The sequence below is a fragment of the Edwardsiella anguillarum ET080813 genome, from assembly GCF_000264765.2.
Taxonomy (GTDB): domain Bacteria; phylum Pseudomonadota; class Gammaproteobacteria; order Enterobacterales; family Enterobacteriaceae; genus Edwardsiella; species Edwardsiella anguillarum.
The window spans coordinates 1,812,578-1,837,912 of sequence record NZ_CP006664.1 but is presented as its reverse complement, the minus strand read 5'-3'; the positions used below and the strand labels follow the sequence as shown (position 1 = coordinate 1,837,912).

General features: G+C 57.0%; 25 protein-coding genes. 14 read left to right on the top strand and 11 right to left on the bottom strand.

Features of this window, described 5'->3' with window-relative positions; genetic code table 11:
* Positions 1-40: 40 nt before the first annotated feature.
* The 4 genes from ilvM to ETEE_RS08265 form a co-directional block, all read right to left on the bottom strand.
* Positions 41-331 (bottom strand): acetolactate synthase 2 small subunit, encoded by a 291-nt coding sequence (ilvM, locus tag ETEE_RS08275; protein ID WP_034164515.1) that lies wholly within the window; start codon positions 329-331, stop codon positions 41-43.
* Positions 328-1,977: an acetolactate synthase 2 catalytic subunit gene (ilvG, locus tag ETEE_RS08270; RefSeq protein WP_034164514.1), complete on the bottom strand. Its 1,650-nt coding sequence runs from the start codon at positions 1,975-1,977 to the stop codon at positions 328-330. The genes ilvM and ilvG overlap by 4 nt, the downstream gene beginning before the upstream one ends.
* Positions 1,978-2,114: 137 nt before the next feature.
* Positions 2,115-2,213, bottom strand: a complete 99-nt coding sequence (gene ilvL, locus ETEE_RS20040) for an ilv operon leader peptide (protein ID WP_071818493.1) — start codon at positions 2,211-2,213, stop codon at positions 2,115-2,117.
* Positions 2,214-2,340: 127 nt separating this feature from the next.
* Positions 2,341-3,576: an MFS transporter gene (locus tag ETEE_RS08265; RefSeq protein ID WP_034164513.1), complete on the bottom strand. Its 1,236-nt coding sequence runs from the start codon at positions 3,574-3,576 to the stop codon at positions 2,341-2,343.
* Between the two features lie 287 nt (positions 3,577-3,863).
* On the opposite strand from ETEE_RS08265, the gene ETEE_RS08260 reads away from it, so the two are divergent.
* A complete protein-coding gene (locus ETEE_RS08260; RefSeq protein WP_034164512.1) occupies positions 3,864-5,384 on the top strand; it encodes a YifB family Mg chelatase-like AAA ATPase in 1,521 nt (506 codons plus the stop codon).
* Between the two features lie 55 nt (positions 5,385-5,439).
* Here ETEE_RS08260 and tdh read toward each other — a convergent pair whose 3' ends face one another.
* Both tdh and ETEE_RS08250 read right to left on the bottom strand, forming a co-directional pair.
* On the bottom strand, positions 5,440-6,465 hold the full coding sequence (gene tdh / locus ETEE_RS08255) for an L-threonine 3-dehydrogenase (RefSeq protein WP_012846966.1): 1,026 nt from the start codon (positions 6,463-6,465) through the stop codon (positions 5,440-5,442).
* Between the two features lie 9 nt (positions 6,466-6,474).
* A complete protein-coding gene (locus tag ETEE_RS08250; protein ID WP_034164511.1) occupies positions 6,475-7,671 on the bottom strand; it encodes a glycine C-acetyltransferase in 1,197 nt (398 codons plus the stop codon).
* A gap of 290 nt (positions 7,672-7,961) precedes the next feature.
* Here ETEE_RS08250 and rfaD point away from each other — a divergent pair, with 290 nt between their 5' ends.
* The 7 genes from rfaD to ETEE_RS08215 all read left to right on the top strand — a co-directional run bounded on the left by rfaD (position 7,962) and on the right by ETEE_RS08215 (position 15,736).
* Positions 7,962-8,891: an ADP-glyceromanno-heptose 6-epimerase gene (rfaD, locus tag ETEE_RS08245; protein ID WP_034164510.1), complete on the top strand. Its 930-nt coding sequence runs from the start codon at positions 7,962-7,964 to the stop codon at positions 8,889-8,891.
* 23 nt (positions 8,892-8,914) lie between these two features.
* On the top strand, positions 8,915-9,976 hold the full coding sequence (gene rfaF / locus ETEE_RS08240) for an ADP-heptose--LPS heptosyltransferase RfaF (RefSeq protein WP_034164509.1): 1,062 nt from the start codon (positions 8,915-8,917) through the stop codon (positions 9,974-9,976).
* Complete coding sequence (gene rfaC, locus ETEE_RS08235) at positions 9,964-10,929, top strand: lipopolysaccharide heptosyltransferase RfaC (RefSeq protein WP_034164508.1); 966 nt, start codon at positions 9,964-9,966, stop codon at positions 10,927-10,929. Before rfaF ends, rfaC begins: the two co-directional genes overlap by 13 nt.
* Positions 10,919-12,052, top strand: a complete 1,134-nt coding sequence (locus ETEE_RS08230; RefSeq protein WP_034164507.1) for an O-antigen ligase family protein — start codon at positions 10,919-10,921, stop codon at positions 12,050-12,052. Before rfaC ends, ETEE_RS08230 begins: the two co-directional genes overlap by 11 nt.
* A 1-nt stretch (position 12,053) precedes the next feature.
* A complete protein-coding gene (locus ETEE_RS08225; protein WP_034164506.1) occupies positions 12,054-13,208 on the top strand; it encodes a glycosyltransferase in 1,155 nt (384 codons plus the stop codon).
* A gap of 3 nt (positions 13,209-13,211) precedes the next feature.
* Complete coding sequence (locus ETEE_RS08220) at positions 13,212-14,318, top strand: glycosyltransferase family 4 protein (RefSeq protein WP_034164505.1); 1,107 nt, start codon at positions 13,212-13,214, stop codon at positions 14,316-14,318.
* Between the two features lie 167 nt (positions 14,319-14,485).
* Complete coding sequence (locus tag ETEE_RS08215) at positions 14,486-15,736, top strand: glycosyltransferase (protein WP_049703637.1); 1,251 nt, start codon at positions 14,486-14,488, stop codon at positions 15,734-15,736.
* A gap of 103 nt (positions 15,737-15,839) precedes the next feature.
* Here the strand turns inward: ETEE_RS08215 and ETEE_RS08210 are convergent, their stop codons facing one another.
* A complete protein-coding gene (locus ETEE_RS08210; protein ID WP_034164503.1) occupies positions 15,840-16,796 on the bottom strand; it encodes a polysaccharide deacetylase family protein in 957 nt (318 codons plus the stop codon).
* A 133-nt stretch (positions 16,797-16,929) separates the two neighbouring features.
* Here ETEE_RS08210 and rfaQ point away from each other — a divergent pair, with 133 nt between their 5' ends.
* The 6 genes from rfaQ (at position 16,930) to coaD (ending at position 22,936) form a co-directional block, all read left to right on the top strand.
* A complete protein-coding gene (rfaQ, locus tag ETEE_RS08205) occupies positions 16,930-18,006 on the top strand; it encodes a putative lipopolysaccharide heptosyltransferase III (RefSeq protein ID WP_034164502.1) in 1,077 nt (358 codons plus the stop codon).
* Positions 18,003-19,130, top strand: a complete 1,128-nt coding sequence (locus ETEE_RS08200; protein ID WP_034164501.1) for a glycosyltransferase family 4 protein — start codon at positions 18,003-18,005, stop codon at positions 19,128-19,130. The genes rfaQ and ETEE_RS08200 overlap by 4 nt, the downstream gene beginning before the upstream one ends.
* Before the next feature lie 2 nt (positions 19,131-19,132).
* Positions 19,133-20,227 (top strand): glycosyltransferase, encoded by a 1,095-nt coding sequence (locus ETEE_RS08195; RefSeq protein ID WP_034164500.1) that lies wholly within the window; start codon positions 19,133-19,135, stop codon positions 20,225-20,227.
* Between the two features lie 173 nt (positions 20,228-20,400).
* Positions 20,401-21,675 carry a lipid IV(A) 3-deoxy-D-manno-octulosonic acid transferase gene (waaA, locus tag ETEE_RS08190; protein ID WP_034164499.1) on the top strand — a complete coding sequence of 425 codons (1,275 nt, stop codon included), beginning with the start codon at positions 20,401-20,403 and terminating at the stop codon, positions 21,673-21,675.
* Positions 21,676-21,677: 2 nt separating this feature from the next.
* On the top strand, positions 21,678-22,454 hold the full coding sequence (locus ETEE_RS08185) for a glycosyltransferase family 2 protein (RefSeq protein ID WP_034164498.1): 777 nt from the start codon (positions 21,678-21,680) through the stop codon (positions 22,452-22,454).
* Entirely contained in the window at positions 22,451-22,936 is a 486-nt protein-coding gene (gene coaD / locus ETEE_RS08180; RefSeq protein ID WP_034164497.1) for a pantetheine-phosphate adenylyltransferase, read from the top strand. The genes ETEE_RS08185 and coaD overlap by 4 nt, the downstream gene beginning before the upstream one ends.
* Here coaD and mutM read toward each other — a convergent pair.
* The 4 genes from mutM to radC all read right to left on the bottom strand — a co-directional run bounded on the left by mutM (position 22,933) and on the right by radC (position 25,176).
* On the bottom strand, positions 22,933-23,742 hold the full coding sequence (gene mutM / locus ETEE_RS08175) for a bifunctional DNA-formamidopyrimidine glycosylase/DNA-(apurinic or apyrimidinic site) lyase (protein WP_034164496.1): 810 nt from the start codon (positions 23,740-23,742) through the stop codon (positions 22,933-22,935). The two genes, coaD and mutM, sit on opposite strands and share 4 nt — an antisense overlap.
* 93 nt (positions 23,743-23,835) lie before the next feature.
* The gene (gene rpmG, locus ETEE_RS08170; RefSeq protein WP_005290066.1) at positions 23,836-24,003 is read right to left on the bottom strand and encodes a 50S ribosomal protein L33; all 168 of its coding nucleotides are present in this window, start codon (positions 24,001-24,003) and stop codon (positions 23,836-23,838) included.
* A gap of 11 nt (positions 24,004-24,014) precedes the next feature.
* The gene (rpmB, locus tag ETEE_RS08165) at positions 24,015-24,251 is read right to left on the bottom strand and encodes a 50S ribosomal protein L28 (RefSeq protein WP_015460658.1); all 237 of its coding nucleotides are present in this window, start codon (positions 24,249-24,251) and stop codon (positions 24,015-24,017) included.
* Between the two features lie 238 nt (positions 24,252-24,489).
* Positions 24,490-25,176 carry a RadC family protein gene (radC, locus tag ETEE_RS08160; RefSeq protein ID WP_034164495.1) on the bottom strand — a complete coding sequence of 229 codons (687 nt, stop codon included), beginning with the start codon at positions 25,174-25,176 and terminating at the stop codon, positions 24,490-24,492.
* Between the last annotated feature and the right edge of the window lie 159 nt (positions 25,177-25,335).

Sequence of the window (25,335 nt, the reverse complement as noted above, 5' to 3'; positions counted from 1 at the left end):
TTTGGCGACCTGCGCCTGATTCAATAACGGGAAAAATCACTCAGCCCAGCGCCTGGCGGCGGGGCAGCATGCGCAGCGATCGCGGGGCGCTGACGTCCACCCGCGCGACGTCTAGCAGCTTACTCAGCTGGGACGACAGCAGCGTGACCGGCCGCGTACTGGCCACCGTCAGCTCAATACTGACGCTATCGCAGTCGCTGTCCTGAGCCATGTTCATCGCGTGGATCTCAAAGCCTCGATGACGCACCACGCGCAGAACCCGCTCCAGGATCTCCGGACGACGGCGTGCCTGAATGGCCAGATGGTGTTGGAATGAAGGACTCTGCATCATGATACGTTCTCCAGCATAGATTCGTTGCCTGCGCCCGGCGGCACCAGCGGCCAGACATTTTCAAATTCGTCGATAGCGACCTGCAGCAGATAAGGGCCCGGGGTGCTAAACAGGGCCTCCAGCGCCTCTGCCACCTGCGCCTTGCGGCTGATGCGCTGCCCCGGGATATCAAACGCCTGCGCCAGGGTTAAAAAATCCGGGTTATCGGAGAGATCGGTTTCGCTGTAGCGGGCGTCAAAGAACAGCTGCTGCCACTGGCGTACCATCCCCAGACGCTGGTTATCCAGCAGCACGATTTTCAGCGGCAGCCTGGCTCGCTTGATGGTGCCCAGCTCCTGAACGTTCATCATGAAAGAGCCGTCGCCGGATACGCAGATCACGCAGTCGTCAGGGCGAGCGACCTGTGCGCCAACCGCGGCCGGGATCCCGAACCCCATGGTCCCCAGCCCGCTGGAGGTAATAAAATCCTGCGGCAGGGAAAATCGCATATGCTGAGCGCTCCACATCTGATGCTGTCCGACATCGGTGGTGACCACCGCCTGCGGCGGCTTACGCTCGGAGAGCTGACGCAAAAACAGCGGCGCATAAATAGCTTCGCCGGGATGGTCATAGCGCCAGGCATGCTGCGCCTTAAGCGCCGCCACCTGCTGCCGCCATGGGGCGATATCCAGCGGCATGGTCAGCGCCGACAGCAGCGGTTTCAGATCGCCGCACAGCAACACGTGCGCCTGACGCAGCTTGCCCAGCTCCGCCGGATCGATATCCAGATGGATCACCTGCGCCTGCGGCGCAAAGGCATCGAGGCGACCGGTAACGCGATCGTCAAAGCGAGCGCCGACGGCGATCAGCAAATCGCACTGCTGAACCGCCAGATTGGCCGCCTTACAGCCGTGCATCCCCAGCATCCCCAGGTAAGTGGGGTGACGATCATCGGCGGCGCCCAGCCCCTTTAGTGTCGCGGCGACCGGTATCCCGCTGCGCGACACCAGCGCGCGCAGCGCCGGCACCGCACCGGCCATCCCTACACCGCCCCCCACGTACAGCACCGGACGCTGCGCCTGCGCCAGCATGGCACGCGCCTGCGCCAACGCCGCTGGCTGGCAGGGTGTCTGCGCCGACGCCACACTGCACATCGGCGTAGCCAGCGTCCCCTGCGCCAGCTGAATATCTTTGGGAATATCGATCAGCACCGGCCCTGGACGCCCCTGCATCGCAATGGCAAACGCGCGATCCATCACCTCCGGCAGCTCGGCCAGCGAGGTCACCATGAAGCTGTGTTTGGTACAGGCCAGCGACAGACCTAGAACATCCATCTCCTGAAAAGCGTCGGTGCCAATCAGCGCTGAAGCGACCTGTCCGGTAATCGCCACCAGCGGCACCGAATCCATCATGGCATCGGCCAGGCCGGTGATCAGGTTGGTGGCACCGGGGCCAGAGGTGGCGATACAGACGCCAACGCGGCCACTGGCGCGGGCATAGCCAATCGCCGCCATCACCGCGCCCTGCTCGTGCCGGCACAGCAAATGGGCTACACCGCCGTCATACAGCGCATCGTACAGCGGCATAATCGCGCCGCCCGGATAACCGAAAACCTGGTTCACCCCCTGCGCACGTAACGCTTGTACTACCCACTGCGCTCCATTCATAATTAATTCCCCGACCCTGTCCTAGTTTTTAGAATTTTATGCTAATTCAAGCTATCCCTGCCTCCGCCGGCCGCAGCGTAAAAAAAAGCCCCCGGACCGGATGGTGCGGAGGCTCTTTTCTGATTTTGGCTTGATTTCTAAGCCCTTCTTCGTCCAAGTGCAGCCCCGCACGGTGGGATAATAATCACCACCACGCTAATCACGACTAGGCTAATCACTTGGACGAATAGGCTCATAAACAGTGAAATCTGTTGTTTTGACATACGATACTTACAGAGGTATCACAGTTTTTTGCTCGCTGACAACCCTTTTTTTGCGCATGAAGTGCACCATCCCTGGCGTAATATCGAGCAACACATTGAGTTAGCTAATTTTTATAGACTGATGCTGACGTGGCATTTTCTCTGTCATCGATACACCGCGCGTATCGCGGCCAAAGGCGATCAGCGCCGCGATCGTGAGCGCGACGCAGGCCGCAGTGATGGCCATCGCCAGCGCATAATTTTGCCCATGATCGGCGGCGATTGACGCTTGCATCGTTGCGTTCACCGACGCAATCAGATTACCCAGCTGGTAGACAAAGCCCGGCAATACCGCACGGGCATTGGCCGGCACTAGCTCGTTCAGATAGGTCGGGATCACGCCCCAGGCTCCCTGCACCATAAACTGCATCACAAAGGCGCCGACGCCCAGCATCAGCGAGCCGCTGGAAAAGGCCCACAGCGGGATCACCGGAAGCGCCAGCAGCGCCGCCAGCATGATGGCGCGTTTACGACCGATCCGCTCCGACAGGGCGCCGAAGAACACACCCCCAATAATTGACGCAATATTGTAGGTAACGGCAATGATACTGATGATATTTGTCGAGAAACCATGCTGTACCCTAAGAAACGTAGGATAGAGATCCTGAGTGCCGTGGCTAAAGAAATTAAACGCCGCCATCAGCGCGATCAGATAAACGCACAGCTTCCAGTGACGCCTCAGCACCGGCAGCAGCGCGACGCTCTGATGCCGCGCGCGCGCCGCCAGCCAGACCGGTGACTCAGGGACATAAAAATAGATGAAGGGCAGTAAAACGATCGGCACGGCACCAATGATAAACATACCGCGCCAGCCCAGCGCCTGGGCACATAATCCGTAGATCACCGCCGCCAGCAAATAGCCAAACGGGTAGCCCGCCTGAAAAATACCGGACATCAGCCCGCGTGAGCGATCGGGAATGGTTTCCATGGTCAATGATGATGCGACACCCCAAATTCCCCCCATCGCAACGCCGTATAGCGCCCGTAGCAGCAGGAAAATCAGCAGCGAGGGCGCCGCGGCGGAGAGCAGCTCAAACAGGGAAAAGAAGATAATATTCAGCATCAAAATGGGGCGGCGCCCATACTTCTCCGCCGCCCGACCAAAAATTAACGCGCCGATCGGGCGTACCGCCAGCGTGAGCAGAATGGCCAGCGTGACCTGCTCCACCCCGACGTGAAACGTACGGGCGATATCGCTAAGTAGGAAGACCAGAATGAAAAAATCGAATGAATCCAGCGTCCAGCTTAAAAAGCTGGCGATAGCAACGTTACGCTGCCGCGCAGACCAACCAAGCATGATATGTTACCTTTGCATAGGGTATAGGGTAAGAAGACTGCCTTTACGCCCTCAGCCTGGATGGTTATCTCTATTGTTGGCAGGACGTCAGCATTTTGTATAATTTTTGTTAAAATACCCCTAACCTTTCTGCTGGGTAAATCGCCGACGGGTTACATTTGTTGTTAATATGTTAATAATTATTGCATAACCACGGCCTTTCCGCGTACGTCCCCGCATCCCTAACGCTGCCCCCTTTCCCCGCCCAACGCTTGCGCCATGATGACATGCCGAAAGGAGAGACCATCATGACTCTGGCCACTGTATACACGCGCGCCGCTCTGGGTATTCAAGCCCCCGAGGTCCGCATTGAGGCGCATATCGGCAACGGCCTGCCGGGCTTTACCCTGGTGGGCCTGCCGGAAACGGCCGTACGCGAAGCCAAAGATCGGGTGCGCTGCGCCATGCTGAGCAGCGGGTTTCAGTTCCCGCCGAAGCGCATTACGCTGAACCTGGCGCCCGCCGATCTGCCCAAGGAGGGGGGCCGCTACGATCTGCCGATGGCGCTGGCGCTGCTGCTGGCGTCTGGGCAGCTGGCCCCGCGCATATCCGTTGGCGACTATGAATTTCTCGGTGAACTGGCCCTGTCCGGCGATCTACGCCCGGTACAGGGGGCTCTACCCGCCGCGCTGAGCGCCGCCCGCGCGAGGCGTACCCTGATAGCGCCCAGCGATAACGCGGCGGAACTCGGGCTGCTGACCGCCCCACGGCCCCCCGTCGCGCCGTCGTTGCTGGCCGTCTGCGCCTTTCTGAGCGGCCAGGCATCCCTGGAGGCCGCGCCGGCCGGCGAAATGACGAGCGACTGCGCCGGCACCGGCGATATGGCCGACATTATCGGTCAGGCGCAGGCGCGGCGGGCGCTGGAGATCGCCGCCGCCGGTGGGCATAACCTGCTACTGATCGGACCGCCGGGCACCGGTAAAACCATGCTGGCCTGCCGCCTGCCGGGCCTGCTACCGCCGATGACTCCGGATGAGGCGCTAGAGCAGGCGGCCATCAGCAGCCTGGCCTCCCCAGGTGCGATGCCACCACGCTATGGCGTGCGCCCCTTTCGCGCGCCACACCACAGCGCCTCCATGGCCGCGCTGATCGGCGGAGGGCCGCTGCCGAAGCCCGGCGAGATCTCGTTGGCTCATCACGGCGTCCTGTTTCTTGACGAGCTGGCCGAATTCGACCGGCGAACCCTGGACGCCCTGCGCGAACCGCTGGAGTCCGGCGTTGTCCACCTGTCTCGCGCCAGGATAAAGGTCAGCTTTCCCGCCCGGGTACAGCTGGTGGCGGCCATGAACCCCAGCAGCGGTGGCCACGCAGACGGACGCGATCGCCGGGCGGCAGCGCCGCAGGTGCTAAGATACCTTTCACGGCTGTCCGGCCCCCTGCTTGACCGCTTCGATCTGTCGATCGATGTTCCGCCGCTGCCACCGGGCCAGCTAGCCCGCCAACGGGCGGATGGCGAAGACAGTGCGACCCTGCGCCGGCGGGTCTGCACCGCCCGGGCGCGGCAGTACGCCCGCGGCGGCCGACTCAATGCGCATTTGGAGGGCGCCGCCCGCGACCGCGACTGCCGCCTGATACCGGACGATGCCCTCTATCTGGAGCAGGCGCTCACGCGCCTGGCGCTATCGGTACGCGCCTGGCACCGGCTGCTGAAAGTCGCTCGTACGCTGGCGGATCTGGAAGGATGCGATGACATTGCACGCCGCCATCTGGCCGAGGCGCTGAGCTACCGCGCCATGGATCGGCTGCTGCTCACCCTGCAGCGGGGCTAAAACGCATCACGCCCGCACGGCGCGGGCGTGATGGCTCGGATGCTACGTCATGGGCTCACGACCAGTTCAGGATCACCTTGCCTGAATGCCCCGAGCGCATCGCGTCAAATCCCTTCTGAAAATCATCGATAGCGTATTGATGGGTGATGATCGGCGTCAGATCGAGGCCTGATTGGATCAGCGCCGCCATCTTGTACCAGGTTTCAAACATCTCACGCCCATAGATCCCCTTAATCAACAGCCCCTTAAAAATCACCTGGTTCCAGTCGATGGCCATATCGCCCGGCGGGATACCCAGCATGGCGATCTTACCGCCGTGATTCATGGTATCCAACATCGTACGAAAGGCCGGCGGTGCGCCGGACATCTCCAGCCCGACGTCAAACCCTTCGCTCATCCCCAGCGCCTGCATCACCTCCGGTAGCGACTCCCGGCTGACGTTAACCGCCCGCGTCACGCCCATCTTACGCGCCAGATCCAGACGATAGTCATTCACATCGGTGATCACCACGTGGCGCGCCCCCACGTGGCGACAGACCGCCGCGGCCATGATGCCGATCGGCCCGGCCCCGGAGACCAGCACATCCTCCCCGACCAGATCGAACGAGAGCGCCGTATGCACCGCGTTGCCGAACGGATCGAAAATCGCCGCCAGCGTATCGGGAATATTGTCGGGGATCTTGAACGCATTGAAGGCCGGGATTACCAGATACTCGGCAAAGGCCCCTTGGCGGTTAACGCCAACGCCGATGGTATTACGGCACAGGTGGGTGCGCCCGGCGCGACAGTTACGACAGTGTCCACAGGTGATGTGACCCTCACCGGAGACGCGGTCGCCAATGCGGAAGCCGCTGACCTCCTGGCCGACGGCCACCACCTCACCCACGTACTCATGCCCGACCACCATCGGTACCGGAATGGTCTTCTGCGACCACGCATCCCAGTTATAGATATGGACATCCGTCCCGCAGATCGCCGTCTTACGGATTTTGATCATGATATCGTTGTGGCCCAGCGCCGGCAGCGGCACATCGGTCATCCAGATACCCTCTTCGGCTTTCAGTTTGGATAAGGCTTTCATATCAGACCTCTAGGCAATGACGCCAAGCTGTTTACCAACGCGGATAAAGGCGGCCACGGCCTGTTCAATCTGCGCAGGCGTATGGGCTGCCGACATCTGGGTACGAATACGGGCCTGCCCCTGCGGCACCACCGGATAGAAGAACCCGGTCACATAGATCCCTTCCTGCAGCAGCAGATCGGCAAAGCGCTGCGCCAGCGGCGCCTCCCCCAGCATCACCGGGATAATGGCGTGATCGGCGCCGGCCAGGGTAAAACCGGCGGCGGTCATCTTTTCACGGAACAGGCGGGCGTTATCCCATAGGCGAGCGCGCAAATCGTCCCCCTGAGCCAGCAGGGTCAGCACTCGGGACGAGGCGGCGACGATGGCCGGCGCCAGCGAGTTGGAGAACAGATACGGCCGCGAGCGCTGACGCAGCCACTCGACGACCTCTTTACGGGCCGCGGTATAGCCGCCGGAGGCCCCGCCCAGGGCTTTGCCCAGTGTGCCGGTAATAATATCGACGCGCCCCATCACGCCGCAGTACTCCGGTGTCCCCCGCCCCTGAGCGCCGACAAACCCGACGGCGTGTGAGTCGTCCACCATCACCAGGGCGTCATATTCATCCGCCAGATCGCAAATCGACCTCAGATCGGCGATCACGCCATCCATGGAGAACACCCCGTCGGTAGCGATCATGATATGGCGAGCACCCTCGGCCCGGGCCTGCTCCAGGCGCGCCTTCAGCTCGGCCATATCATTATTGGCATAGCGGTAGCGCCGCGCCTTGCACAGGCGAACCCCGTCGATGATCGACGCATGGTTCAGCGCATCAGAAATAATGGCATCCTCCGGCCCCAGCAGCGTTTCAAACAGCCCGCCGTTAGCATCAAAGCAGGAGGAGTAAAGAATGGCATCCTCCATGCCGAGAAAGGCCGCCAGCTGCTGCTCTAACGCCTTATGGCTATCCTGGGTGCCGCAGATGAAGCGCACCGAGGCCATACCGAAACCGTGTGAGTCCATCCCCTCCTTGGCGGCCGCGATCAGCGCCGGATGATCGGCCAGCCCAAGGTAGTTATTGGCACAAAAGTTCAGTACGCGGCTACCGTCAGCCACGGCAATCTCCGCCTGCTGGGCAGAGGTGATGATCCGTTCGGTCTTGTACAGTCCTTCAGCACGCGTCGCAACGAGCTGCTGCGCCAGCTGCTGGTAAAAATCCGCAGACATGGGTTCTCTCCTAGGTTCCGGGTTCGCGAGGATATCTTACTGATGAAACAGTATTGAAACGAGTTTGCAACCTTTATAATGCTAGAAATGCAGCATCTATCACGTCATGGCGTGCGGCAAGTGAGAATACGTCACAAAGTACGTCTATCTCGCGGGCACGCGCCGTCTCGCATTCGCTTTTCGGTTAACAACTGCACTCCCAACGCTGCTTGCGGCGTCATGAAATGCTATGATGACGCCATCTGTAGCGCATTCGAGCGCTCCCGTTAGCTCATCGAAAGGTAAACCTCATGATTATTGTCACTGGCGGCGCCGGTATGATCGGCAGCAACATCGTTAAGGCACTGAACGATAAAGGCTATACCGACATTCTGGTGGTTGATAACCTCAAGGACGGCACCAAGTTTGTCAACCTGGTCGACCTGGATATCACCGACTATATGGACAAAGAGGATTTCATTGCCGGCATCGTTGCCGGCGATGACTTTGGCGATATCGACGCGGTATTCCACGAAGGCGCCTGCTCTTCCACTACCGAGTGGGATGGCAAGTACGTCATGGATAACAACTATCAGTACTCCAAAGAGCTGCTGCACTTCTGCCTGGAGCGCCAGATCCCCTTCCTGTATGCCTCTTCCGCCGCAACCTATGGCATGACGGACAAATTCGTGGAGGATCGCCGCTACGAAGGTCCGCTGAACGTGTATGGCTACTCCAAATTCCTGTTTGACCAGTATGTGCGTCGCATCCTGCCCCATGCCGAGTCTCAGATCTGTGGTTTCCGCTATTTCAATGTCTATGGCCCGCGTGAAGGCCACAAAGGCGGTATGGCCAGCGTTGCCTATCACTTGAATACCCAGATCAACAACGGAGAACAGCCTAAACTGTTTGAAGGCAGCGAGAACTTTAGGCGCGACTTCATCTATGTGGGCGATGTTGCGGACGTTAACCTGTGGTTTTGGGAAAACGGCGTCTCCGGGATCTTTAACTGCGGTACCGGCAACGCCGAGTCTTTCCAGGCCGTCGCTGACGCCGTCGTGGCGTATCATCAGAAAGGCAGCGTGACCTATATTCCGTTCCCGGACAAACTCAAAGGGCGCTACCAGGCCTTCACCCAGGCGGATACCACCCAGCTACGCGCAGCCGGCTACAGCCGTCCGTTTAAGACCGTGGCGCAGGGAGTGCGTGAATATATGGAATGGCTGAACCGTAAGCCCTAATACAGTAAGGAATTTCTCTCGGTATGAAAATACTGGTTATCGGCCCGTCGTGGGTAGGCGATATGATGATGTCACAAAGCCTGTACCGCACCCTGAAGGCGACGAATCCCGAGGCAGAAATCGACGTGATGGCACCCAACTGGTGCCGTCCGCTTCTAGAGCGTATGCCGGAGGTACATCAGGCGATTCCTATGCCGCTGGGGCACGGTACGCTGGGGCTGGGCGAACGCTATCGTCTGGGTCGACAGCTGCGTGAGCGGGAGTACGATCGGGCCTATGTGCTGCCCAACTCCTTTAAATCAGCGCTGATCCCCTTCTTTGCCCGCATCCCCGTACGCACCGGTTGGAAAGGGGAGATGCGCTATGGCCTGCTGAACGATCTGCGTCAACTGGATAAGTCGGCATTTCCACTGATGGTCGAACGCTACGCTGCGCTAGCTTATCCCGCGACGCAGATACGTCGTGCCGCGGATCTGCCGCAGCCGCTGCTGTGGCCTGCGCTGCAGGTGCGCGACGAAGAGATCGCCGAAACCGCCGCGGCCTTTAACCTGACAGATCACCGCCCGGTGATCGGCTTTTGCCCCGGTGCGGAATTTGGCCCGGCCAAACGCTGGCCCCATTACCACTATGCCACGCTGGCCCAGCGCCTGATCGGCCAAGGGTATCAGATCGCGCTCTTTGGCTCGGCCAAAGACGTTGATGCCGGAGAGGAGATCCGCCGGGCGCTGGACGAAGAGAGCCGCGAGTACTGCCTGAACCTGGCCGGACACACCTCGCTGGATCAAGCCGTTGCGCTGATCGCCGCCTGCCAGGCCATCGTCAGCAATGACTCAGGGCTGATGCACATCGCCGCCGCGCTCGACAAGCCGCTGGTTGCCCTGTATGGGCCAAGCAGCCCGGACTTTACCCCGCCGCTGAGCCAACATGCCCGGGTGATCCGACTGATTACCGGCTACCATAAGGTCCGCCGCGGCGAGGGAGAGACCGGATACCACCAGAGCCTGATCGATATTACGCCGGATCGGGTTGAACAGACGCTGCAGGCGCTGCTGCATGATGAGAAGGAGAGCGGGTGCGTATCCTGATGGTCAAAACCTCCTCCATGGGGGATGTCATCCACACGCTGCCGGCGCTGACCGACGCGCAGCAGGCAATTCCGGGGCTTTGCGTAGACTGGGTGGTCGAAGAGGGCTTTGCCCAGATCCCATCCTGGCACTCGGCGGTCGATCGCGTGATTCCGGTCGCAATCCGGCGCTGGCGAAAAAACCTGCTCAGCGCCCAGACCCGTCAGGAGTGGCGCACGTTTACGCAACAGCTGCGTCAGGAGCGCTATGATGCGGTTATCGACGCCCAAGGGCTGCTTAAAAGTGCGCTGCTGGTCACCCGCAATGCCCTCGGCACCCGCCATGGGTTCGATCGCCGCAGCGCCCGAGAGCCGCTGGCCAGTCTGTTTTACGACCGGCGCCATCGCGTTGCCCGCGATCAGCATGCGGTGGAAAGAACCCGCCAGCTGGTTGCGCAGAGCCTGGGCTATTCCCTGCCTGCGCAGCGCGGTGACTACGCCATCGCCCGTCATTTCACCCAACAACTCCCCATGGATGCCGGCCAGTACATGGTGTTTCTGCATGCCACCACCCGTGATGAGAAACACTGGCCAGAGGCGCACTGGCGTGAGCTGATCACCTGGGTTGGCCGCCATACGACGCAGCGAATCAAGCTGCCCTGGGGCGCCGAACATGAGCATCAGCGCGCCCTGCGTCTGGCAGAGGGCTTCCCCCACGTTGACGTTTTGCCTAAAATGGCGCTGTCCGACGTCGCCACCGTATTAGCCGGCGCCAGCCAGGTGATCTCTGTCGACACCGGCCTCAGCCATCTGGCGGCGGCGCTGGATCGCCCCAATATCACCCTGTATGGCCCCACCGATCCAGGACTCATCGGCGGGTATGGGAAAAACCAGCTGGAAATTATTGAACCGACACACTCTCTTGATGCACTGCCATCGTTAGCCGTCGTTGAGTACTTAAAAAATGAAAATTAATTTCATAGATAAGCTACCTATATATATTTCAACATTATTTTGCTTGTTTATTTCGCTGCTATCGATTAGTGATGACAATAATATAGTTAGCAATATTTATTATGTTTCGTTTGCATTATTTATCGTATGGTGCGTGTGCGAAAGAAAAAACATATTCAACAAAACAAGTTTATTACTTGGCGCATTCCTTCTATTAAGCGCTATATCAACATATTGGTCTGATCACAGTAAAGATACATCGCGCTATATACAGCATGCGGTATATATTTTCATCTTCTCATCTATAATTTATGAGCTGAGAGAGACACTTTTTTTTAAAAATATTCTATTTAAATCCTATGTCGCGACATGTTCTATTTTTGTTATAATAAATGGCTTTCTTTTTTATTCCAAGTATAACTTATATGATAGATTCTATCCGATCCTCGGTCCCTCTAACACCATAGACTATGCGGGGATCCTATGCTTGGCGATAATATTTTGCTGCTACCTCTATCAGCATGAGAAGAATAAAACTCCATATGTTATTGCCGGCATAGTTCTATTAGCTGGCGTAATATTAAGCCAAAGCAGAACACCAATAATTGCTTTAGCCATATCGCTCATGGCCATTTTTATAACAAGCAAGAGATCAGCGCTAATATCACTGGTGACCATCCTGGTAATCGTATTGCTGGTTCATACGGCCTACCCAAGTATTTTTACCCGTGACGCTGTCGATGGCGCACCTACGCCAAGAATTTTTACTTGGCTATATACTATCCAACAAGTAAGCGAACATCACCCATGGCTTGGTTTTGGCTATAATGATACATTTGCTCATTATTTCAAGCCTCGGAATTTCACTTACAACAATGCCCACAGCGTCTTCATGAGTATGCTCTACTATTCTGGCATCATTGGCGTCGTTCTGTTTTTTTCTTATATTTTAAATATCCTCTCCGCGGCAATAAAAGTCTTTAATCACAACAGATATCCTATAGCATTTATTCTAATTTCGCTAATATTCTCATCAACCCAAGGATATCTATATATTTATCATCCGCGCGAAATATGGCTAGTTTTATGGCTACCGCTATTCTTAGCTATCCCAATGAGCAAGATATCATCGGAGCAATTATAACATGGCAGAAAAAAGCATTGTTCACTTGGTTAATCTTCGCGATTTCGGTGGCGTTGAGCGTCTTATTTTAGACTATGTTATTAATGGCAAAAAACATAACTGGGTTATTATAAACACGGCCAACTCCCTCAACAAGCGGTTTCACGAACATGCTAATTCCATTATTTTCTGTAATCGAGCCATTCAGTCAGCGGCTATCCAGATCCCATCATTTATCAGAAAAAAAGCACTCTGGAACAAAATAAAAAAAATAAACCCAAGCCATGTTGTTATCTGGAATCAAATTGTCTCCCTGGAAGACAAACCTGAATCCATCAAAGCGATATATTATGACCATGGCGCAGTATGGGAGCTTGAAAAAAACAAAAAAACCATTGATTTTTTCAAAAAAATCAATGGCTGCATTTGTGTCTCACAGGCTTCCAAGAAAGTATTGGAAAATAAATTCGAGCATCACTGTGACATATCCGTAATGTTAAATAAAACTAATGTTGTATCACGCGACAGCATCGCTGACGATAAGAAAAAAACCTTTACTATCGGCTGTGCAGCACGATTATCACCATTAAAAGCGCTTGGATTACTTCCCCTGATCGCAGAAGAGACAGCCCTGCAAGGATTCAACTTCAATTTTATTATTGCCGGAACCGGTGAAGAGGAGTCGGCATTAGCCAGTTTAATCGACAAAAAAAACCTAAAAAAATCAATAAAAACAATTGGTTTTCTCAACAACCTTAACGACTTTTATAAACATATTGATATTTACATAAGCACCTCTGCACATGAAACATGCAGTCTGTCCTGCATTGAAGCAATGTCGTTTGGTATACCTATCATTTCAGCAAATATTGATGGGCAGCCGGAAATAATTAGTAACGGACATACTGGCTTCTGTATTGCACCGACGATGAGCATGGAGGATTATTGCAAAAAAACAGGAATGTCGCTGCCATTCCAAAAAGATATCTACTATCCAGAAAACGATACCATTGGCCCCCCACGCTTATTAAACCCCAAAGATGCAGCAGATAAAATAATTGAAATTTATCTTCATGGAGTGGATGATTACAAAAAAAAATCAAGACATCGAGCCAAAGAACTCTTTGATGATAAAACCTTTGAGGAAAACCTCATTGAAACAGTTAGGAATTTTTAGATAATGAACATCGCCCACTTTGAAACCTCCATGGACTGGGGTGGTCAAGAGCTACGGATCGTAGAGCAGGCTGAATGGCTAAACCAACACGGCTATCCGACCTGGATCATTGCTCGCCCAGGCTCGGCCATCCTGGCTAAAGCCCAGGAGAAAAATCTGCCAACGTTTGCTATTCGCGTACGGGGTTCCGTGCATCCCAAGACATTAACGCCATTATTAAAATTTATCCGCGAGCGGCGCATCGATATTCTTGATTGTCATGGTAGCCGGGATGCCGTCTATGGCGCATTGGTCAAACTGCTTACCGGCGTCAAAGTTATCCGCTCTCGTCACGTCACCGACCCAATAAAAATGAGCGGGCTCCATGGGTTGGTATGGCGCCACGGCAACCACGGTATCATTACTACAGCAAAAAAAATCCAGGAGATGCTGGAGGCGCAGGGGATCCCGAATAAGGATAAAACGCTGGTCGCTCCCGCCGGCGTCGACCCGCAGCGCTTCTCTCCCGAGCACGATGCACAGCAGCTACGGACCCGTCTTGGCATCGCCGCCGATAGCCTGGTTATCGCCAATATCGGGATGATCCGCCCCGATAAAGGGCAAAACTATTATGTGGAAGCCTGCAAGCAACTGCTGGATAAAGGAGTGCCAATCACCTGTATCCAGGTTGGCGAGGCCACAAGCCAGACCGCAGACTTTAAACGGCAGGTTCTCGAGCTCGCACAGCCCTATTTAGATAAACAGATCCGTTTTCTCGGCTACCATAATGATATTGAAAACTATCTGGCTATTGCAGATATTGTTGTTGTCGCCTCGGTCGCTACGGAGGCGCAGACTCGCTTAGTCTCCCAAGCCTTTTTGATGAAGAAAAATGTCATCGCAACGACGACAGGGGGACTGCCGGAGATGATCACCCATGAGCAAACCGGTCTGCTTTGCCCTCCCCATGATGCACAGGCGCTGGCGGACGCCGTCTGTCGGCTGATTGAACAGCCCTCGCTACGTGCACAGCTCCGCGACAACGCCTATCAACACGCGCTGCAATATATGACTTTTGATTATATGATCAAAGAGATGGTTAAGTTTTACCAGACAACGCTGCACAAATAATCTCACTCCCCTCTTGGATATATCCAGAGGGGAGACGCGCTATCTCCACAGACTATTATTATTGCTCAGCCTGTCATAGGCATAATTTTGCATCCCTAAAAGCATGCGAGACTCTTCATTTTTTTAATGATAGCATGACGCCATTATTAATTAATTTCACTTAATAAATGACTGACCGCCAGGCTAAAACATTCCGCCTCATCCACTTGATTGATCTACGTAAAGTGGGCGGCGTTGAAACCATGTTTTGCGATTTTCTGCGCTATGCTACGCAGGCCTATCCGCATATTCAACACACGCTGATAATGGAGCACAGCGGTATTGCCAGCGCCCTGCGCCCTCGCCTACAGGGCCTGCAGCATGTCAGCATCCTAACGATTAAACGCTATGGATCACTCAGCCTGCCCAACCGCCCCAAGCTCTTTCGCGCCTGGAACCGTCTGCGGCTGATCCGGAACGCAGATCCAGATATTGTATTGATCTGGAACCAGTTTACGGAATGGCACCTCTCTGGAGCACGGACAGCGCGCTACCTACGCTGCCCGATCGTCTACTATGAGCACGGCATGTCATGGTATCAGCACACGCCGACGCTACCGCAGCGCTTCTTCGCCCAGGTGACGCATTGCCTGGCCGTATCCCACGCCTGCAAACGTATGCTGGAGCTTAAACACCACGTCACGCAGCCGATCGCCGTGGAGCTTAATGCCCCACGCAGCCTGCCAGCGCACGCCGCGCTGAAGCCCGCGCGCCATAGCGGGCAACCGATTATCTTTGGCAGTGCAGGGCGATGGGTGCCGCTCAAATGCCTCGGGCTGCTGCTGCTGACCTCCCAGATACTACAGCAGCGCGGTATACCGCATCACTGCTACATCGCAGGAGAAGGTAAAGAGGCTGATTATCTACAGCATCTACGCACGGAGCTTGGCGTGGAAAAAGAGACGACATTATTAGGCTTTGTCTCTGATATGGCGGAATTTTATGCCAAGCTGGATCTCTATATCTGCCCCTCCATGCATGAAACCGCATCGCTCACCGCGCTGGAGGCTGGAACCTATGGGATCCCGACGATCACCAGTAATATCGATGGTCTGCCAGAAACCGTTCGCCACCAGCAGACCGGCCTCTGCCTCACCCCGACGCTCTCGGTCGAGCAGTATTCCCATATCAGCGCCGCCTCCACCGATTTCTCACCGCTGGTCTACGATCCGGTGCAGGATCGGCTAACCCCGCCGTTAATCCTGTCACCCAAGCAGCTTGCGGATAGCATTGAGTCTCTCTATCGCACCCCGGAAACCTACCGGCGACTGAGCGACGGCGCCCGCGAATACGCCGCCGCCAGCCGATGTTTTAACGACCTCGCACAGGCGCTGTGTCAGCGTCTGCTCACGCTGGCTGCCCCCCGCCCGCGCGGCTAAAGCCTATCGGACGGTATAAAGACAACGGGGGAAGACATGCGTCTCCCCCCGTGCAATACCGCGTCTTCGCTCTCACGCCCAGACGGAATTACATCGCCGGGCGCTAACCACGTTTTATCTGATAAAACTCCGCCAGCGTCTGCCCCTTCACCTGAGGCGCCAGCCAGTCAAACAGCGCCTCCAGATCGTGATACAGCCGTTCGATATCCTGCTCATTCCGGAAGGTCGGGCTTCCTCCGGGCATAAACTCAGAGGAGTGCAGCATAAATTCTACATAATCACGCCCCTGGGACAGGTGATACTCCGCCACCCGCTGCATCTCCTGCAGGTTCCCACCGCGCGGACGCAGCCACTGAACCGACGGCGGACGACGCTTGCCCCGCAGGCGATCGTAGGCGCCGCGCAGGTGATTAAACAGCGGAGCATGCTTCAAGCGGGTGCTCATCGGCACTTCCAGCAGGGCGGTGGAGCCTTCACGGCGTAAATCAACGGCGTCCACAAAATAAGCGTGGTCCGGATAGCCGCTGTAGTCACTGCCGCCGTTCCCCTGCGGCGCACCGCGGGCACCACGCCAATCGACGCGCGGCGTGACCGAGCAATCTACCTGATAGCCCTGCTCCAACAGCAGCTGCAAATAAAAGGCATTCATCGCCCAGCGCCCCGCGCGATGGCTCACCATTTTCGTCTGGAAGGTATCCTCCAGCAGGTGCGTCATGTAATCCACTTTTTGCCGGATTACCTCAGCAGGATATTCAATTAGATAAGGTTTATTGGCCCAGTCATTATCCGTCAGCGGAATCTCCGGCGGGCTGTTCCAGGCGTGCAGGTGCATCCCGACCTCACCGCATCCCCGGGCGATCACATCCTGGGCAAACTCAACATAAACCGGATCGCTGGCCATTTCATAATTGGTCAAATAGACCGGCTTAAAACCATATATTTCACACAACTGCTGGAATCGAGGCAAATAGCGGGCATTCTCGGTGGTAATCCGATCGTGGTTTTGCCACAGATTATCGCCTTCGGTATCGATGGTAATGATAAACGCAGGATGGCTCATACTGATACGTCTTCTTCTTAAAGCCCATTCTTTTGCCCATGGTAGAACAATTAATATAAAACCGCCACCACGCTTCTCCCCGCCCCGCTAATCCTCTAAAATCGAGTGTCAAACCGCAGTCAAAGGCAAAAGAATGGTATCCAATCCGACGCTTCCCGCCGCGTTTTCTCCGCAGCGGATTTTGGTGATCAAGCTACGCCACCACGGCGATATGCTCTTGGTCACGCCGGTTATCAGCACGCTGAAACGGCACTATCCCTCGGCGCAGATAGACGTTCTGCTATATGCAGAAACCCGGGATATGCTGTCGGCTAATCAGGATATCCATCAGCTCTATTGCATTGATCGTCAGTGGAAAAAACAGGGCGTTCGTCATCAGCTAAGCCAAGAGTGGCGCCTGCTGCGTACGCTGCGAGCGCAGCGGTACGATCTGGTCGTCAACCTGGCCGATCAGTGGCGCAGCGCCATCGTCACGGCGCTGAGCTCCGCGCCGGTGCGTATCGGTTTTGACTTTACCAAGCGCCGTCACCCGCTCTGGCGAGCCAGCCATACACATCTCGCCAGTACGGCAGAGCACGGAAAACAGCATACCGTAGAGCAAAACCTCTCGATCCTGGCACCACTCGGACTCGCCGACGACGATAGCCGCGTCACCATGGGATACTGCGAACAGGATTGGCAAAGCGCAAGCGCGCTCATTCCTACGCCATGGCAGGCGGGATATATTGTCATTCAGCCGACCTCACGCTGGTTCTTTAAGTGCTGGCGAGAGGCGCGTATGAGCGAGGTCATTAATGCTCTCTCTCAGGCGGGCTACCCTATTCTGCTTACCTCAGGGCCAGATGCCCGAGAGCGGGCGATGATCGACGCCATTATGCAGGGATGTCCAACGGCGCAGGTGGCCAGCCTGGCAGGGCAGCTAACGCTGCGCCAGCTGGCGGCCATTATCGATCACGCCCGCCTATTTATCGGCGTGGACTCCGTGCCCATGCATATGGCCGCTGCGCTACAGACACCGCTTGTCGCGCTATTTGGCCCCTCAAAGCTCGTCTTCTGGCGCCCCTGGCAAGCCCGTGGCGATGTTATCTGGGCCGGCGATTTTGGCGCCCTCCCCGATCCGGATGCCATCGATACCCAAACAGCGGAGCGCTATCTGGATTTAATCCCCAGCAACGCAGTGATCGCGGCAGCAAAGAGGTTACTTGAATGACCCCATTCAGATTGGCGTTAGTCCGGCAAAAATACCGCCCTGACGGCGGCGCAGAGCGTTTTGTCTCGCGGGCACTAGAAGCGCTGGACAACCATGACATCGAGCTGAACGTCATCACGCGTCAGTGGCAAGGCCCCGTCAAACCTGCGTGGCATATCCACCAGTGCAATCCCTGGAAATGGGGGCGCATCAGCCGCGAGCGTGGTTTTGCCCATGCGGCCCGCACGCTTTGGCAGCAGCAGCGCTTCGATCTGGTACAGAGCCATGAGCGTATCCCTGGCTGCGATCTCTATCGCGCCGGCGACGGCGTACATCAGCGCTGGCTGACGCAGCGCGCGCGGGTCCTTCCCGGCTGGAAAGCCCGCATGCTGTGGCACGATCGCTATCATCGCTATGTCATGAACGCAGAGCAGGCCATGTATCAAGCGCCTGAGCTGCGCGCCGTTATCTGTAATGCGGATATGATTAAACAGGAGATCATCGCAGACTTTGGCGTGCCGGAAAATAAAATCCATGTCATCTACAATGCCATCGATCATCACCGTTTCCTGCCCCCGGATGAGGCGCAACGCGCCGAACTGCGCCGCCGCTGGCAAATACCGCAGGGCGCCTCCTGTCTGATCTATGTCGGATCGGGCTTTGAGCGCAAAGGGCTACAAGCCGCGATAGAGGCGATCGCACCCACGGAGCGTTACCTGTTAGTTGTCGGCAAAGATAAAGAAGAAGCCCGCTACCGCGCGCTGGCAAATACTCTGGGCTGCGCTCAGCGCGTGCGCTTTCTGGGTATGCAGCCGGAAACGCTGCCGTTTTACCAAATGGCCGACGGACTGCTGCTGCCAACGCTGTACGATCCCTTCCCTAATGTAATTCTGGAGGCAATGGCCTGCGGTCTGCCGGTAGTCACCAGCACAGGCTGCGGCGGCGCCGAGTTTATCCGCAGCGGCGATAACGGCTACGTTTGCGATGCGCTGGATATTGCCGCGCTACGCGATGCGGTCATAGCGCTGCCCGCTCAGGCGCTGGGCTCTCACGCGGGCAAGCTGGCCCGGGAGCGAATTATGGAATGCACCGCCGAGCGCCTTTCAGCGCAGCTTATTGGGCTGTACCGACAACTGGTGAAGTAACTATGCGAATTTTAATGATTATCGACGGTCTCCCGGGCGGGGGGGCCGAAAAGGTCGTATTGACGCTGGCGCAGTATTTCTTGGCCCGGGGCGACAGCGTCTCCCTGTTCTCTCTACGCGATGTCTGCCATTATCCGCTGCCTGACGGCCTTGACTACCGCGTCATCCGCGATACCTGCCGCGCCCCCTGGCGCAAGCTGAGTGAGCTGTCGCGCCGAGCCCGCCAGCTGGATGAGGAGATCGCCCGCGCAGAGCAGAAGGAGCGCTATAATCTGGTCTTATCCAACCTGCACAAAACCGATCGCATCGTCGCCCGTAGCAATATGCTGCGGGACCATAACCTCTGGTTCTGTCTGCACGGCGTCTTCTCCGCCTCCTATCTGGGACATCGCCATGGCTTCAGCCGCTGGCTGAAGCGTGAAAAGATCCGCCGTATCTATCAGGGCCGCCAAATCGTCGCCGTCTCTCACGCCGTGGGGGAGGATCTGTGCCAGCAGTTTAAGGTGACGCCGGCGCAGCTACAGGCCATTCCCAATCCCTTTGATCTCGAAGCTATCCGCCGCGCCGCCGGTGCCCCCTGTCCGCTGGAGGGGCAAGACTACCTGATCCACGTCGGACGCTTCCATCCGGCCAAGCGGCACGATCGCCTGCTTGAGGCCTATGCGCAAAGCGGACTTAGCGCACCGTTGGTGCTACTGGGACAGGGGAGCCCAGAACAGGAGCACATGCTGCGCGCATTGGCCAAAACCCTTAACGTGGCGGAACGGGTACATTTTGCCGGGTTTCAAGCCAATCCTTACCCCTGGATCCGTCATGCCCGCCTCCTGGTCGTCAGCTCCGACAGCGAGGGATTTGGCAATGTGCTGGTCGAGGCTCTCACGCTGGGTACCGCCGTGGTTAGCACGCGCTGCCCCGGTGGGCCAGCCGAAATCATGACGGGCGATCTGGCGCGCGGCCTGTGTCACCCGGATGCTGCCTCTCTGGCGCAGACCCTACAGGATATTTATCGCAATCCCCCCGCTATCGACGATACGCTGCTGCAGCAATATGACGTCGCCGCCGTTTGCACGCGCTACCGTCAGCTCGGAAAATCCTGATAGCCCGACGCGGGTAGCCAGCGTTACCCGTATCACCCCGCGATCGTAATGCGGCATGTATTTTCACTGGCCGCATTGATATGTAATTTCTGGGAAAATCGGTAAAATAATGGCATTAGCGCTGTGAAATGCTTAGAATTTGCCCGCCGATACTAAAAATAACGGATACAAGCTTGGAATCGTTATATACCGTACTGCTTTATATTATTCAGCCCCTGATCTGGCTCAGACTGCTGCTGCGTAGCCGCAAAGCCCCCGCCTACCGCAAACGCTGGGGAGAACGCTATGGCTTCTGCCGTAATAAGGTTGCGCCGGGCGGAATTCTGCTGCACTCGGTATCCGTCGGCGAAACGCTGGCCGCCGTTCCGCTGGTGCGGGCGCTGCGCCACCGCTACCCAACGCTGCCCATCACGGTGACCACCATGACACCGACCGGCTCAGAGCGGGTCATGTCGGCCTTTGGTAACGATGTGCATCACGTTTATCTACCGTATGATCTCCCCGGCGCCATGCGGCGCTTTCTGAACACGGTGCGCCCCAAACTGGTGATCGTGATGGAGACCGAACTGTGGCCCAACATGATTTCGGCCCTGCACCAGCGCCAGATCCCGCTGGTGATTGCCAATGCGCGCCTCTCTGCCCGCTCAGCCAAAGGCTATGGCAAACTGGGCGGGTTTATGCGCCGTCTGCTGCGTAAAGTCACCCTGATCGCCGCGCAAAACCAAGAGGATGGCGAGCGCTTCGTCGCTCTGGGGCTCAAGCGCAGCCAGCTGGCCGTCACCGGTAGCATTAAGTTTGATATCTCTGTCACACCTGAGCTGGCCGCCCGCGCCGTCACGCTGCGCCGCCAGTGGGCCCCCCACCGGAAGGTGTGGATCGCCGCCAGCACCCACCAGGGCGAGGAGGCCATCATTCTGCAGGCTCACCGCCGTCTGCTGGCCCAGTTTCCCGACCTGCTGCTGATCCTGGTTCCCCGTCACCCCGAGCGCTTTAAAGAAACCGAGCAGCTGACTCAAAAAGAGGGATTTACCTACCTGATGCGCAGCGGCGGTGAAATCCCGACGCCGCAGACCCAGGTGGTGATCGGCGATAGCATGGGCGAGCTGATGCTGCTGTATGGAATCGCCGATCTGGCCTTTGTCGGCGGCAGCCTGATCGAGCGCGGCGGACATAACCCCTTAGAGCCTGCCGCACACGCCATCCCGGTGCTGATGGGCCCCCATACCTTTAACTTCAAGGACATTTGTGCCAAGCTGCATCAGGCCGACGGCTTGATTAGCGTGGCGGACGGCGATGCGCTGGTCCACGAGGTCTCGACCCTCCTGACCGATGAGGACTACCGCCTGTGGTATGGACGCCACGCCGTCGAGGTGCTGCATCAGAATCAGGGAGCTCTCCAGCGCCTGCTGCAGCTGCTATTGCCCTATCTGCCACTACGGAGTCACTGACCATGCCACCGCGCCTCTCCGTCGTCCTGATTTGCAAGAATGCGGCCGAACTCTTGCCGGAGTGTCTAGCCTCCGTGGCATGGGCTGATGAAATCATCGTTCTTGACTCCGGCAGCAGCGATGAGACGCAGCGTATCGCCCAGGCCGCCGGCGCCAAAGTCTATGAAAACCGCGACTGGCAAGGATTCGGCATCCAGCGCCAGCGGGCACAGCAGTATGCCCGCGGTGACTATATTCTGATGATCGACAGCGATGAGCGCGTCACACCGGCGCTGAAAGAGGCTATCACTCAGGTTCTCACACAGCCTGTCGCCGATCGGGTATACAGCATCGCCCGCCGCAATCTGTTTTTGGGGCGCTTTATGCGTCACAGCGGCTGGTATCCAGACCGGGTGATCCGACTCTACCCGCGTCAGCGCTACGGCTATGACACCAGCCCGGTTCACGAGTCCCTGGCGTGTCACGGCGCGTCGGTCACGCCGCTGCAGGGCGATCTGCTACACCTGACCTGTCGTGACTTTGCTGGATTCCAGCAAAAACAGCTGTGCTATGCCACAGCCTGGGCGCACGAGCGCCACGCCCGCGGTAAAAAGACATCCATGCTGGGCATATTCGGCCATACCGTCGGCGCCCTGCTAAAAACCCTGCTGCTGCGCGGCGGCGTGTTGGACGGCAAACAGGGATGGCTGCTGGCCGTCGTCAACGCACAGTACACATTTAACAAATACGCCGAGCTGTGGGCACTGCAGCATGGCTACACGGAAAAAACGCCTTTATGAGCCGCACAGCGATTTATCCGGGAACATTCGACCCGCTGACCAATGGACACCTGGACATTGTGACGCGCGCCGCGCATATGTTCGACAGCGTGATCCTGGCCATCGCCGCCAGCCCAGGCAAACGGCCACTGTTTACCCTGGAGGAGCGTGTCGCCATGGCGCGTGAGGTGACCGCCCACCTGACCAACGTTGAGGTTCAGGGCTTCAGCGAGCTGATGGCACACTTTGCACAGCGCCAGGGGGCCAATATTTTGGTGCGGGGACTGCGCGCCGTCTCCGACTTTGAATATGAGCTGCAGCTGGCCAATATGAATCGCCACCTCATGCCGACGCTGGAAAGCGTATTTCTGATGCCAGCGGAGGCCTGGTCCTTTATCTCCTCCTCGCTGGTGAAGGAGGTTGCGCGCCACGGCGGCGACGTCGACGCATTTCTGCCCGAGCCGGTAGCCCGGGCGCTGATGGCTCGCCTGCGCGACGCTTAACGCTGGCAGTGCGGGCAGTAAAACGTGGTGCGCTGCCCGTGCTTGCTACGCTTGATGGCCGTGCCGCAGGTCAGGCATGCCTCCCCTGCCCGTCCATAAACCTGTAGCTGCTGCGCAAAGTAGCCCGGCTTACCGTCCGCCTGTAAAAAGTCGCGCAGCGTCGTCCCGCCTTGATCGATGGATCGCTGCAGCACCGCCTTGATCGTCTGTACTAGCAGGCGCGCCTCATCTGCACTCAGCGATCCCGCCAGACGATCCGGATGGATCTGCGCACTGAACAGCGACTCGCTGGCATAGATGTTACCGACGCCGACCACCAGCGTGTTATCCATCAGCCACGGCTTCACCGCCGTACGCCGACCACGCGCCCTCTCCAGCAGGTACTCTGCGCTGAACGCCTCGCTGAGCGGCTCCGGCCCCAGGTGTGCCAGTACGCTGGCCGTCGTCAGGCTGTCATACCACAGCCAGGCGCCAAAGCGGCGCGGATCGGTATAGCGCAGCATCATGCCATCCGTCAGCAGCAGATCGATGTGATCGTGCTTCTGCGGCGGCGTCTGTGCCGGCAGGATCCTGACGCTCCCCGACATGCCAAGATGGATGACGATCCACCCCTCAGGCAACTCCAGCAGCAGATACTTGGCACGCCGCTGTACGCTGAGTATCGGCCGATCGCGCAGCGTCAGCAGCGTTTCGGAAACCGGCCAACGCAGGCGCGGCTGGCGCACCGTCAGATGGGAGAGCGTTTTCCCCTCCAAAAACGGTGCGATACCGCGCCGGCTGGTTTCTACTTCCGGTAATTCAGGCATAACCCCTCTCTGAAAAAACAGCCTAGGCTATAGATAGGGGCAAATGGACAAAAAAAAACCCGGCAGAGCCGGGTTTTTCCAATTCCACTAAAATTATTTAATTTTAGCTTCTTTGTAGATCACATGCTGGCGTACCACCGGATCGAACTTTTTCAGTTCCAATTTTTCCGGTTTGGTACGTTTGTTCTTGGTAGTGGTGTAGTAGTGACCAGTACCAGCAGAGGAAACCAGCTTGATCTTCTCGCGAATACCTTTAGCCATGATTCAGCTCCTTAATACTTCTCACCACGGGCACGCAGATCGGCCAGAACCGCTTCGATACCCTTCTTATCAATAACACGCATACCTTTAGCAGATACACGCAGAGTTACAAAGCGCTTCTCACCTTCAACCCAAAAACGGTGTGAGTGCAGGTTAGGCAGAAAACGGCGTTTGGTCGCATTCAGCGCATGGGAACGGTTGTTACCGGTCACCGGACGCTTGCCAGTAACTTGGCAGACTCGGGACATGTCTATTCTCCAAAAATCAAATCAGCTCGAGCTTCGTATAGGATGTGGCCGCCTCGTCAGGCTTTAGAGCCCATCCCGGCAAACTCCGCCGAGTAGACTCTGAGTCAGGTCGAAACCTGCTGAGATAGGCTCTTAACGCCACAACCTAGATTCTCAAAGGTGGCGTAGTATACGCTCTAGAGCGCATGTGCTCAAGACCCGAACAGCTAAAGATCCCTCAGGATCGCGAAAAATATGATTAAATCCACCCACGTTCAGCAAAGGAAACCCGCTGACCATGGCCGATGACCATATGATCGAGAACCTGAATATCCACCAGTGCACAGGCCTTAGCCACGCGCTCCGTCAACAAACGGTCCGCCACACTGGGTTCGGGATTGCCCGACGGGTGATTGTGCGCCAGGATTAACGCCACAGCATTCAGCTTAAGCGCTTCCCTGACGATTTCCCGTGGATATACATCCACGCAGTTTATAGTACCTGAAAACATCTGCTCAGATCGAATAACACGGTGTTGATTGTCTAAAAACAGCACGACAAAGATCTCTCGCTCCAGTGAGACGAAGAGATTCTGCAGATACAGCGCCGTCAGATCGGGGCTAGTAATCGCGCTTTCCTCACCGATACGGTGCCGTAGCACCCGTCGCGATAGCTCAGTAACCGCCTGAAGCTGGGCAAACTTGGCGATGCCCAGCCCTTGGCTGGCGCAGAAGGTATCAACGTCTGCCCGCAGCACCCCCTGTAGCGACCCAAAGCGCTGCAGCAGCCGATCCGCCAGCTGTATCACATGCACCCCCGGCAGGCCCGTGCGCAGAAACAACGCCAGCAGCTCACGATCGCTGAGCGCCGCCGCGCCCTGCGCGAGCAGCTTTTCCCTCGGCAGCGCCCCCTGCGACCAGCCGCCCTCAATCCTCCTCTGCGCCATCGCCCCGCCTCCCCCGTCAGCCAGACTACCGATGGGCACAAATTAACTGTATAAATAAACAGAATCAAACGACGCGGATAAAAACTGTGCAGTCTTACGCAGGCTTTTCTCGGTCGTTGCAGGGTCGGCGAGAGAAAACGGGTTATGATAAAATCTTGC